At 65.3% G+C, this 11897-nt stretch carries 10 protein-coding genes; 4 read left to right on the top strand and 6 right to left on the bottom strand.

All coding sequences use genetic code 11. The features are described 5' to 3' along the window. Positions 1-59 precede the first annotated feature (59 nt). Together rpoC and KF730_RS06065 are read left to right on the top strand one after the other, a co-directional pair. Complete coding sequence (gene rpoC / locus KF730_RS06070) at positions 60-4349, top strand: DNA-directed RNA polymerase subunit beta' (RefSeq protein ID WP_294092959.1); 4290 nt, start codon at positions 60-62, stop codon at positions 4347-4349. Positions 4350-4496: 147 nt separating this feature from the next. Next, entirely contained in the window at positions 4497-5621 is a 1125-nt protein-coding gene (locus KF730_RS06065) for a hypothetical protein (protein ID WP_294092958.1), read from the top strand. A 1-nt stretch (position 5622) separates the two neighbouring features. Here the strand turns inward: KF730_RS06065 and KF730_RS06060 are convergent, their stop codons facing one another. Further along, the gene (locus KF730_RS06060; RefSeq protein ID WP_294092957.1) at positions 5623-5886 is read right to left on the bottom strand and encodes a hypothetical protein; all 264 of its coding nucleotides are present in this window, start codon (positions 5884-5886) and stop codon (positions 5623-5625) included. A 74-nt stretch (positions 5887-5960) separates the two neighbouring features. Between KF730_RS06060 and KF730_RS06055 the strand changes: the two genes are divergently transcribed. After that, the gene (locus KF730_RS06055; RefSeq protein WP_294092956.1) at positions 5961-6467 is read left to right on the top strand and encodes a DUF1993 domain-containing protein; all 507 of its coding nucleotides are present in this window, start codon (positions 5961-5963) and stop codon (positions 6465-6467) included. Next, positions 6467-7324: a 2-dehydropantoate 2-reductase gene (locus KF730_RS06050; RefSeq protein ID WP_294092954.1), complete on the top strand. Its 858-nt coding sequence runs from the start codon at positions 6467-6469 to the stop codon at positions 7322-7324. Before KF730_RS06055 ends, KF730_RS06050 begins: the two co-directional genes overlap by 1 nt. Here the strand turns inward: KF730_RS06050 and KF730_RS06045 are convergent. The 5 genes from KF730_RS06045 to KF730_RS06025 are packed head-to-tail and all read right to left on the bottom strand — an operon-like array spanning position 7321 to position 11896. Further along, on the bottom strand, positions 7321-7926 hold the full coding sequence (locus KF730_RS06045) for an ATP-binding cassette domain-containing protein (RefSeq protein WP_294092952.1): 606 nt from the start codon (positions 7924-7926) through the stop codon (positions 7321-7323). The two genes, KF730_RS06050 and KF730_RS06045, sit on opposite strands and share 4 nt — an antisense overlap. Continuing rightward, positions 7916-8608, bottom strand: coding sequence for a molybdate ABC transporter permease subunit (gene modB, locus KF730_RS06040; RefSeq protein ID WP_294092950.1), 693 nt, complete (start codon positions 8606-8608; stop codon positions 7916-7918). Before modB ends, KF730_RS06045 begins: the two co-directional genes overlap by 11 nt. Further along, positions 8605-9369, bottom strand: a complete 765-nt coding sequence (gene modA / locus KF730_RS06035) for a molybdate ABC transporter substrate-binding protein (RefSeq protein ID WP_294092948.1) — start codon at positions 9367-9369, stop codon at positions 8605-8607. The genes modB and modA overlap by 4 nt, the downstream gene beginning before the upstream one ends. Beyond that, positions 9366-11141 carry a hypothetical protein gene (locus KF730_RS06030; protein WP_294092947.1) on the bottom strand — a complete coding sequence of 592 codons (1776 nt, stop codon included), beginning with the start codon at positions 11139-11141 and terminating at the stop codon, positions 9366-9368. The genes modA and KF730_RS06030 overlap by 4 nt, the downstream gene beginning before the upstream one ends. After that, on the bottom strand, positions 11138-11896 hold the full coding sequence (locus KF730_RS06025; RefSeq protein ID WP_294092945.1) for a PP2C family serine/threonine-protein phosphatase: 759 nt from the start codon (positions 11894-11896) through the stop codon (positions 11138-11140). Before KF730_RS06025 ends, KF730_RS06030 begins: the two co-directional genes overlap by 4 nt. Position 11897: the final 1 nt, after the last annotated feature.

Below are 11897 nucleotides of genomic sequence, written 5' to 3'. Positions count from 1 at the left end.
TCTAGGCGCTTGCTTGTTCCCCTTTCCCCAGAGATTTGTCCTCCCAAGAGGAAAAAGAAATGAACGAACTGACCAACTTCGCGAACCCGGTGGCCAAACCGGAGACCTTCGACCAGATCCAGATCGGTATCGCCTCGCCGGATCGCATCCGTTCGTGGTCGTTCGGCGAGATCAAGAAGCCGGAAACCATCAACTATCGCACGTTCAAGCCCGAGCGTGACGGCCTGTTCTGCGCGCGCATCTTCGGTCCGATCAAGGATTACGAGTGCCTGTGCGGCAAGTACAAGCGCATGAAGTACAAGGGCATCGTCTGCGAAAAGTGCGGCGTCGAGGTTACCGTCTCGAAGGTCCGCCGTGAGCGCATGGGCCATATCGAGCTCGCCGCCCCGGTCGCGCACATCTGGTTCCTCAAGTCGCTGCCGAGCCGCATCGGCCTGCTGCTCGACATGCAGCTCAAGCAGCTTGAGCGTGTGCTGTATTTCGAGAGCTACATCGTCACCGAGCCGGGCCTGACACCGCTCGAGAAGTTCCAGCTCCTCACCGAGGACGAACTGCTCGACGCGCAGGACCAATATGGCGAAGATGCCTTCTCGGCCGGCATCGGCGCTGAGGCGGTCAAGATCATGCTCATGGATCTCGACCTCGAAGGCGAGAAGCGTGACCTTCTGGAAGAACTCGCGACCACCAAGTCGGAGCTCAAGCCCAAGAAGATCATCAAGCGGCTGAAGGTCGTCGAGAGCTTCCTCGAATCCGGCAACCGCCCGGAATGGATGATCCTGGACGTCGTGCCGGTCATTCCGCCCGAACTGCGCCCGCTGGTGCCGCTGGACGGCGGCCGTTTCGCGACCTCGGATCTCAACGATCTCTATCGCCGCGTCATCAACCGCAACAACCGCCTGAAGCGGCTGATGGAACTGCGCGCGCCGGACATCATCGTCCGCAACGAAAAGCGCATGCTGCAGGAAGCTGTTGACGCGCTGTTCGACAACGGTCGCCGCGGCCGCACGATCACCGGCGCCAACAAGCGTCCGCTCAAGTCGCTATCCGACATGCTCAAGGGCAAGCAGGGCCGCTTCCGCCAGAACCTGCTCGGCAAGCGCGTCGACTATTCGGGCCGTTCGGTCATCGTGACCGGGCCGGAACTCAAGCTGCACCAGTGCGGCCTGCCGAAGAAGATGGCGCTCGAACTGTTCAAGCCCTTCATCTACGCGCGCCTCGACGCCAAGGGTCTGTCGATGACCCTCAAGCAGGCGAAGAAGTGGGTCGAAAAGGAACGCAAGGAGGTCTGGGACATCCTCGACGAAGTCATTCGCGAGCACCCGGTCCTGCTGAACCGCGCGCCGACGCTCCACCGCCTCGGCATTCAGGCGTTCGAGCCGGTGCTGATCGAAGGCAAGGCAATCCAGCTTCATCCGCTGGTCTGCTCGGCGTTCAACGCCGACTTCGATGGTGACCAGATGGCCGTCCACGTTCCGCTGAGCCTGGAGGCCCAGCTCGAAGCGCGCGTGCTGATGATGTCGACCAACAACATCCTCTCGCCCGCCAACGGCAAGCCGATCATCGTGCCTTCGCAGGACATGGTGCTGGGTCTCTATTATCTGTCGATGGAAAAGACCGGCGAGCCGGGCGAAGGCATGATCCTGGGCGACATGGCCGAAGTGCATCAGGCGCTCGACGCCGGTGCCGTGACGCTGCACACCAAGATCACCTCGCGCGTCCCGCAGACCGATGAGGATGGCAAGACCTACCTCAAGCGCTACGAGACGACCCCGGGCCGCATGCTGCTGGGCGAAACCCTGCCCAAGTCGCACCGCGTTCCGTTCGAGACCGTCAACCGCCTCCTCACCAAGAAGGATGTGGGCGATGTGATCGACGAGGTCTATCGCCATACCGGCCAGAAGGAGACCGTGCTGTTCGCCGACGCGATCATGGCGCTGGGCTTCCGCCACGCGTTCCGCGCCGGTATCTCGTTCGGCAAGGACGACATGATCATTCCGGACGCCAAGGAAGCACTGGTCGACGAGACCCGCGCCCTGGTGAAGGACTTCGAGCAGCAGTATCAGGACGGCCTGATCACGCATCAGGAGAAGTACAACAAGGTGATCGACGCCTGGTCGGGCTGCGGTGACCGCGTTGCCTCCGCGATGATGGACGAGATCAAGGCGGTTCGCCGCTACGAGGACGGCGCTAATGCCGGCCGCGAGAAGCCGATCAACGCGATCTACATGATGGCCCACTCGGGTGCCCGCGGTTCGCAGGCGCAGATCAAGCAGCTCGCCGGCATGCGCGGCCTGATGGCCAAGCCTTCGGGCGAGATCATCGAGACGCCGATCATCTCGAACTTCAAGGAAGGTCTTACCGTCCTCGAATATTTCAACTCGACCCACGGCGCCCGCAAGGGCCTGGCCGATACGGCGCTCAAGACGGCGAACTCGGGCTACCTGACCCGCCGCCTCGTCGACGTGTCGCAGGACTGCGTCATCATGGAAGATGATTGCGGTACCGAGCGCGCGCTGGAGATGAAGGCGATCGTGCAGGGCGGTTCGACCATCGCCTCGCTCGGCGAGCGTATCCTGGGCCGCACCACGGCCGAGGACGTGCTCGACAAGGACGGCAAGGTCGTCATCCCGACGGGCACCCTGCTCGACGAGGCGATGATCACGCAGATTGAGGCGCTGGGCACTCAGGGCATGAAGATTCGCAGTCCGCTCGTCTGCGAAGCTAAGATCGGCGTGTGCGGCAAGTGCTATGGGCGCGATCTCGCCCGCGGTACCCCGGTGAACATCGGCGAGGCCGTCGGCGTCATCGCGGCGCAGTCGATCGGCGAACCGGGCACGCAGCTGACCATGCGTACCTTCCACATCGGCGGCGCGGCGCAGCTCAACGAAACCTCGAACCTCGAGGCGACGTCGGACGGCACCGTCGAATTCCGCGATGTCCGCATGATCGTCGATCAGCGTGGCCGCCGCGTGGTGACCTCGCGTTCGGCCGAGCTGGCGATCGTCGATATGGACGGCCGCGAGCTGGCGGTGCACCGCATTCCGTATGGCTCGTACGTGCTGTTCGACGATGGCCACGTCGTCTCGCAGGGCGATCGCATGGCCGAATGGGATCCGTTCACCATGCCGGTGATCACCGAGAACCCCGGCACCGTGAAGTATGTCGACCTCATCGAAGGCAAGACGATGACGGAACAGGCCGACGAAGCGACGGGTATCACCCAGCGCGTCGTCACCGAAAACCGTGGCGTCTCGGCCAAGAAGGAGGATCTCCGTCCGCGCCTGACCCTCACCGGCGAAAGCGCCGAGGAGGCTGGCCGCTACATGCTCTCGCCGGGCGCGGTGCTCTCGGTCGAAGACGGCGCGCAGGTCCAGGCCGGTGACGTTCTCGCCCGTGTCGCTCGCGAGTCCGCCAAGACCCGCGACATCACCGGCGGTCTGCCGCGCGTCGCCGAGCTGTTTGAAGCGCGCAAGCCCAAGGAAAACGCGATCATCGCGAAGGTCTCGGGCCGCGTCATCTTCGGCAAGGACTACAAGGCCAAGCGCAAGATCGGCATCCAGCCCGAGGACGGCGGCGAGGTCGTGGAGTATCTGATCCCGAAGTCGAAGGTGATTGACGTTCAGGAAGGCGACTACGTCAAGCGTGGCGACAACCTGATCGGCGGTTCGCCCGATCCGCACGACATTCTCGAGGTGCTCGGCATCGAGCCGCTCGCGGAATATCTCGTCTCGGAAATCCAGGAAGTCTATCGACTCCAGGGCGTGAAGATCAACGACAAGCACATCGAGGTGATTGTTCGCCAGATGCTGCAGAAGGTCGAGATCACTGAGTCCGGCGACACCACTCTCCTCGTCGGCGAGCAGCTCGACCGCAAGGAGATGGACGAGGTCAACGAGAAGCTGGACAAGAAGCAGGCTCCCGCACAGGGCAAGCCGATCCTGCTCGGCATCACCAAGGCGTCGCTGCAGACCCGCAGCTTCATCTCGGCGGCCTCGTTCCAGGAGACCACCCGCGTCCTCACCGAGGCGGCGGTTCAGGGCAAGCAGGATACGCTGATCGGTCTCAAGGAGAACGTGATCGTCGGCCGTCTTATCCCCGCCGGCACCGGCGCGGGCATGAACCGTCTGCGCGTCACCGCCAACTCGCGCGACGCGGCGCTTCGGGTCGCGCAGCGCGCGATGCAGGCTGCGCTGATCACGCCGGAATCGGCGGCGCAGGAGCATGAAGCCGAACTGGCCCGTTCGGCCCGCGACGCTGGCGGCACCGGCGACGACGCGCTGGCGGCGGTGGTCCCGAGCGGCCACGGCACCGATGCCGATGCCGGCGAGTATCTGAACGAAGCGGAGTGATCCGCTAGTTCAATGCCTCGGCGCTGAAACAGAAGAGCCGCCGTCCGGAATGCCGGGCGGCGGCTTTTTCTTGGCCGTTGGCGGCATTTCGCTCACATTGGTTCAGGTACGGCCTATGATACGCTCGACGCAGCGAAAGAGGGGCTGATGCCGGTCATCACGCGATTTCTGACGATAATCCTGTGCTGGATCGCGCTACCCGCGCTCGCCGAACCGGTCGGAGTGGTTTCGTTGCACATGGTCGATGCGACCCGGCAGGACGCGGTCCATCCCGAATTCAAGCGCGAATGGATGGTCGATGTCTATTATCCCGCGGCACCCGCTCGCGGTGGAAAGGCCATTGCCCGCAAGTACGCCCCTGATGCCGTGCTGCTGGCGCGGATGATCGCCGATGGCTATTACGACACGCCAGCCGCAACCCTGCGCGAATGGGGTGCACGCGACGGCCCAGCTCTCTCGTCGGCCACGCCCAGGCGCGGACGCTTTCCCCTGATCACGCTATCCCCCGGCTCCGGCGTAGCCGCGTTCAACTACGCGCGGCTGGCCAGCGGCCTCGCCGGACACGGCTATGTCGTCGCCGTGATCGATCATCCCTATGTCGGCGTCTCGCGCCTTCCGGACGGGCGCTTCCTGCTCGCCAGTGAGGATCATGCCCTCGACAATGAAGACCCCACGACCTGGTCGCCAGCAGTCACTGCCTGGGCAAAGGACGTCTCCGTCACGATTGACCGCCTTCTTGCAAGCGGGGGCAAACTGCCCAGGGGACTGCGCATTGATGCCGGCCGGATCCTCGCTTCGGGCCATTCGCTGGGCGGCACCATCGCCGTTCAGGTCTGCTCACAGGATCGCCGCGTCTCGGCCTGCGCCGATTTCGAGGGTGCAGTCGAGCCGACCACCGCGTTCACCGACGGCCCCCTCAGACCGACCATGCTTACCGGCAGCCGCTCCGCGAAGCCCGATCGCCCACACGTCTCGCCCGATCTCGGCAAGGCGCCGTGGGACTTCCTGCGTAAGGGCGGCGGCACCTCGAACTGGGGGATAGCGGTGCGTGGCGGCAGTCATATGAGCTTTTCCGACGCGCCATATGAAATGCCCGATACGCTCTCGCGGTTCGGCGGCACATTGATGTCGCCCGAACGATCGATGCAGGTCTACGCCGGCATGCTCGACGCCTTCGCCCGCGCCTATTTCCCGGGCGGCGGCGGCAATGCCGCGTTCGGTGCATTTCTTGCGACGCTGCCCGAAGTAAAGGCATCATCCTCGGGCGACTAGATCAGCCTCGTTCCAGCTTCCATATCGCACTCAGATAATCCTCAGCCGCCCGCCGCAGCGCCGCATCCTTCTCGAACGCTTCCGCCGGCGGCGGGGCGAAACCCAAAGCGTCCATCAGCGTCCACAGCGCGAACTTGCGGCCGGGATCGCGCTCGGTGCGGAAATCGATCTCCAGCTTGTGCTTGCCGTCATCGAAGCGTGTGGCCTCGATCGCTTCGGGATCGTCGGTGTCGAAATAATGCTGGAGCAAAGCGTCGAAATCCATGGCCGGCATCATGGCGCGGCGGGAGCATTTGCGGAAGGCTCGACTTGTGACGGTGGCGAACCTATCTCCGCCGCATGGCTACCGAACTCTATGACATCACCGTTCCTGCCTTCCTGCGGGGCTTCGCGGCAATGGCCGCTTTCCTGGAGAAGGGCCGAAACTGGGCGGACGAAAATGACGTGCCGCGCGAGGCGTTGCTGGATGCCCGCATCTTCGAGGATATGGCGCCGCTGACCAGCCAGATCCAGCGCGTCAGTGACGGCGCCAAACTGGCGATCGCGCGGCTGGCCAGAATCGAAGCTCCCGTAATGCCCGATACCGAAGCGAGCTTCGACGAACTTCAGGCGCGGATCGCGGCGACAGTCGATTTCATCAAATCGGTGCCGCGCGAAAAAATCGACGGGCGCGAGAATGCCGAGATCGTGGTCAAGCTGCCGAACAACGAACTGCGCTTCACCGGCCGCGGCTATGTTCGCGACTTCGCGCTGCCCAATTTCTATTTTCATATCACCACCGCTTATGCGCTGTTGCGCATGCGGGGCGTGCCGGTCGGCAAGCGGGATTACCTGGGCGGCATCTGATGCGGATCGCGGTGATCGGCGCCGGGGCGATCGGCGGGACGCTGGCGGCGTGGCTGGCGCAAACCCATGATGTGACCGTCTGCGCCCGATCCCCGTTGACCGATCTGGAAGTGATGCGTGAGGAAGGCGTGATCCGCGCTACGCCTCTGGTGCTGACCGATCCCGCCGCCGCGACGCCGGTCGATTGGGTTTTGTGCACCACCAAAACCTATGATTGCGAATCCGCCGCCGCTTGGCTGCCCGGGCTGATGGGGCCGGAGGCGCGGCTGGCGGTAATCCAGAACGGCGTCGAGCAGCGCGAGCGCTTCCCGCAGGTGTCGCGGGACCTCACCGTTCCGGTGATCATTGATCTCCCCGCCGAACGCACCGCGCAGGGCCGCCTCGTTCAGCGCCGCAACGGCACTATCCATGTGCCCGACGATGCCAATGGGGTGGCGTTCGCGGCGTTGTTCGCCGGCACGGTGATCGATGCCCAGACCACCCCCGACTTCGTTACCGCCGCATGGCGCAAGCTGGCGATCAACTGTTCGGGGATCGTCAGCGCGCTGACCCTGCGCCCCGCCGAAGTCGCCAATGACGAAGGCATCGCCGAAGTCATGCGCGGGCTGGTCCGCGAATGCATCACCGTGGGCCGGCTGGAGGGCGCGGACCTACCCGACAAGCTCGCCGATCAGGTGGTGAAATGGACGACGCTGGCGCATCCGCAATCGGTCAATTCGATTCAGGCCGATCGCATGGCCGGCCGGCGCACCGAAGTCGATGCGCGGAACCTTGTGATCGTCCGCCTTGGCGAGAAGCACGGCGTAGCGACCCCGCTCAACAGGGCGCTGGCCGCGGTTTTGGCGGCCTCCGCCTAGATTTCGACGATCCGCGATCCCAGCCGCGCCGCTTCGTCGCGGTCGTGGGTTACCATCAGGATCGGTAGACGCAACGCATCGCGCAGCCGCTCGAGCAACGCCATGATCTCCTCGCGACGCGCACGGTCGAGCGAGGAGAGCGGCTCGTCAAGCAACAGGAAGGCGGGATCGGAGAGCAATGCTCGCCCGATCGCCACGCGCCGCGCCTCGCCGCCCGAAAGCGTGCGCGGCCAACGGTCGAGCAAATGCCCGATGCCGAGCAGCGCTACGGTTTCGTCATACTCGAAAGCTTCCCCACTTCGTCCGTACAACAAATTGGCGCGGACGCGCAGGTGCGGGAAAAGCCGCGCTTCCTGAAATACATAGCCAGCGCGGCGATCCGGCACCGCCATGTCGATGCCGGAAGCAGCGTCGAACAAGGTCCGGGCGCCAACACGGACGTGTCCGCTCTCGGGCACGATCAGCCCGGCGACCATGTTGAGCACGCTCGTCTTGCCCGCACCCGATGGGCCGAACAACACGGTCAGCCCCTCACCCGGCTCGATCCGGCAAGCGATCTCGGCATCGCCGATCCGCTTGGTGATGTCGATGTCAAAGGACATGCAGCCCCCTGCCCACGCGCCGGGCGATCAACTCGGAGGCGATCAGCGCGGCAAGCGAAAGCAGCACGGAGATCGCCGCGAGCCGCAACACCATCGCTTCCCCGTCCGGAGTCTGGAGCGCGGCGTAGATGGCGAGCGGCAGTGTCTCGGTCTCACCGGGCACATTCGATACGAAGGTGATCGTCGCGCCGAACTCGCCCAACCCGCGCGCGAAGCCGAGCACCGCGCCAGCGATCACGCCCGGCAGGCTCAGCGGCAAAGTGATCGTGCGAAACACCCGCCATTTGCCCGCACCCAAGGTGCGGCCCGCCTGTTCGAGCCGCTGGTCGACCGCCTCGATCGACAGCCGCATCGCGCGGACCATCAGCGGCAAGGCCATCACCGCAGCCGCGATCGCCGCGCCGGTCCAGCGAAACAGCACGCTCACCCCGAACCAGCTCTCCAGCCAACTCCCCACCGGCCCTTCCGGAGCGAACGCCAGCAGCAGCAGCCACCCGGTCACCACCGGCGGCACCACCAGCGGTAAATGGACCAGTCCGTCGATCAGTGTCTTCCCCGGGAACCGCACCCGCGCAAGCAGGTAAGCCAGCGCGAATGCCACCGGCAGGCACGCCAGCACCGCCACCCCGCCCACCTTGAGCGAGAGCGCGACGATTCCCCATTCCTCGGGCGTAAGGGTCAAAGCGCGATGAACCCGAAACGCTGAAAAATCGCCTTGCCCTCACGGCTGAGGAGAAACCGCCGCAACGGCTCGGCATCGGGGCTGGTCGAAGCCTTGAGCCGCGCGATCGGATAGCGGATCGGCGGGTGGGCATTGGCGGGGATCGTTCCGATCACCTGTACCTTGCTCGATGCACGGGCGTCCGTCGCATAGACGATCCCGTGATGCGCCGCGCCGCGCTCGACCAGCGCCAGCGCCGCGCGCACGCTTTCGCCGCGTACCAGCCGGGACTCGACCGACTTCCACGCCCCCGCTTTCTCGATCGCTGCCTTGGCATAACGCCCCGCCGGCACCGAATCCGGATCGGCGACGGCGATACGGCCTTGCGAAAGCATCTCGGCAAGGTCGGCATTGGGCGGGAAGGCGTAGCGGCCCCGCAGCCCCTTGGTCTCGACGATCACCAGCCGGTTGCCCAGGAAAGCCGCGCGGCTGCCGGGCACGATCCGCCCTCGCCTTTCGACATCGTCCATCCACGGCTCGTCCGCCGAGATGAAAAGGTCTGCCGCCGCGCCTACCGCGATCTGCCGCGCCAGCGCCGACGACGCCGCGAACGAGCAGACCGGCCGGGCATGCCCCTTGGCGGCCCAGGCATCGGCCGCGGCGTTTAATGACTCTTGCAGGCTCGCTGCGGCCAGCACCAAAGGCGCAGCCGGCGCGGCGCTCGCCCGTGCGGCAAACGCGGTCGCGCCAATCCCGGCCAGAAATCCGCGCCGCGCGATCATGGCTGGCCTCCAATCGCCAAATTGTCGAGCGCCCCTAGTCGCCGCGCATTGGCCGCTATCCGGCACGGTGCCGGCCGCGCCATCGCATTGCAGGCGGCGCGCTCAGCCTCCCATGCGCGTTGGCCCCGCTCCAATATCGATCGCCGCCCGGCATCGCCGCGCCCGAACAATTCGCGGTACCGCATACCGATCATATAGTCGCTGACAGGTATGGTCCCATCGTCACAGGTCTTGCCTGCCGGGCATTCGAGCTGGGCGATTACATCCTCCTTGGCGATCAGCATGTCGGCGGGCACGAAGCCCGATGTGCCGTCGTTGCGCGTCACTTGCCGCCATTGCTGCCCATCATTCGCTACCGCCGTGCCGATTCCGGTCAGAATATCAGCGGCGCCGATCGTGCCCAGCACCGCATATTGTTCGCCCGGCCCGGCTCGCATATCGATCTGTGCCGCTTCGCCGGCCGGCAGGGTTAGATAGTCTCTCCACTCGGCCATCGGCACTAGCGGTTCGGTGAAGCCGGGCGCCGGAGCCGCTAACGTCGCGGCGCTGGCCTGGCGCACCAGATTCTCCCGCCATAGCCAGTCCGACGCCACCACAAGCCCCGCGACCGCCGCCGCCAGCAACGAGCTGCGCACGACGAACCCCACCGAAGACCGGCGCTTGCGCGGCAACGGCATCGCGAAAGACCGCGGAACCGCATATTGCACCGGCGGCACATAGCGCGGCGGTGGCGCCGGCCGTGCCCGCACAGCGCGCCGCGGCGTTATCCGCACCGCATCGATCCGGGCCTGATGTCCGCAAAAACCGCAACCCGCTCCGAAGTGCACATGTTCGTCCGGATGCGCGGCGCAGGGAGTAAGCTGTGCCACCAGCGTATCGAGATGGTCGCGCCACTCGCCCGCGCTCGGGCGCCGCGTGGTCAGGAAGGCCGCATCGAACATCTCGCGGGTACCGCGGCGAAACATACGATGGATGCTCGCGGTGCTCGGGCGGAGACCTGCGCGTGGGGCAATGGCATAGGGGTAGAGCCCTTCGACGATCCGCGCCTGGAGATCGGTGGCGGCGCTGCCTGTCACCGTGCCCGCAAACGGATGCACGCCGTTGTTCAGCAGCTGAAAGATGATCGCCGCCAGCGCGAACAGATCCTGCTCCAGCCCAAGCTCCGCAGGTTTCCGCTTCCAGCTCTCGGGCGCGATATACTCGTCGCTGAGTTGGAACGCGCCCAGGCGGCCATTTACGCCCGCGATGCTGAAGCCATCGGCATCGACCACCGCCATCCAGCTTACAGCGGGATAGAAACGCAAATTCGCCGGCTTCATGTCGATCATGTGGTGGCCGGCGCGATGCAGTTCGGCGAACACCGACGCCAGATTGCGCGCGACCAGCACGCGATAGCCATAATAGTCGCTGATCCCCTCCAGCTTACGGCTGTTCTTCTGGAGCAGGTTCACCAGACTCGTCGATCGCCCGAAATCGATCTCGGGCATCAGGAAGCCGATGAAATTGCCGGCGCGATCATGGAGCTTGGCGACCGGCCAGGCGATCTGCGGATAGGTCAAGCCACTGCGCGTCCCCGGCGGCAGCTCGGGCGGGCGGGCGAGCATCGCCTCGATCTTGGCTTCGTAGCGCCGCGCTTCTTCTGGGTCATGATAGAGCTTAGCCGCCATGCCCTGCCCGGCCGCATAGACCCTGCCCGACGCTCCTTCGCCGAGCAGCTTGCCGAGCCGCAACATCCTCCGGCTCTCGCCGCGCCCGAGATAGGCTTCGTTCATACCGCCTGCGCCCAGACGAGCGTCTTGTCGTCGTTCGAGCGCTCGCGCACTGCCGGCGTGTCGAGCGTGCCAATCAACGCCCGTTCACCCTCGGCGCGCCCGGCCTGCGCGAGAAAGCGGCCGATCGGCTCGAAGAAGGGCATGAACGGTTCGGGCCCCGAGCCCCTGTTCTTGAGCCCGATATCGGTGACGCCGTCTGTCATCACGAATATCGTGTCGAATCCCGGCTCGATCAGCTTGAAGCGCAGCCGCCTGCGCCAATCGGACTCGGTGAAGAAATAGGTCTCGCAGGAATATTCGCCGTTACGCGGAGCCGAAAGCGTCCAGCGGCCGCTTTCCAATTCGACCGCCAGCGCCGCACCGTCGCCGATATGGAAGAACAGCCCCCCTGTGCCTGGCAGCACCACCGCGCCGACCAGAGTCGCGTGATAATCGGAAAGATCGCCCGAGATCTGCGCCCGCGCCGCCTCAACCCCGGCGCATACCGCCCGCACCCCCCGCCGCAGCAATGCCCGCGACGCCTTCGGCTTGCCCCGTCCCAGCGTGCGGGCGAGCGCGGCGGTTACCCGCTCGCACAGGATCGCCGCGCCTTCGCCGCCATGCACCGCCGAACCGGCGCCATCGGACACTATGGCGATCAACGCCCCACCCGGCGTCACCTGCGTGCGGTGGCGATCCTGGCAAGCATCACCGCTAAACGCGTGCACCGCGCCCGTGACCGAAGCCCCGGCGATCCGCCATGCCGGAGCCGCCACG

Source organism: Sphingomonas sp. (genome assembly GCF_019635515.1).
In the GTDB taxonomy this organism is placed as follows: Bacteria; Pseudomonadota; Alphaproteobacteria; order Sphingomonadales; family Sphingomonadaceae; genus Sphingomonas.
This window is presented reverse-complemented; position numbering and strand designations above follow the sequence as displayed.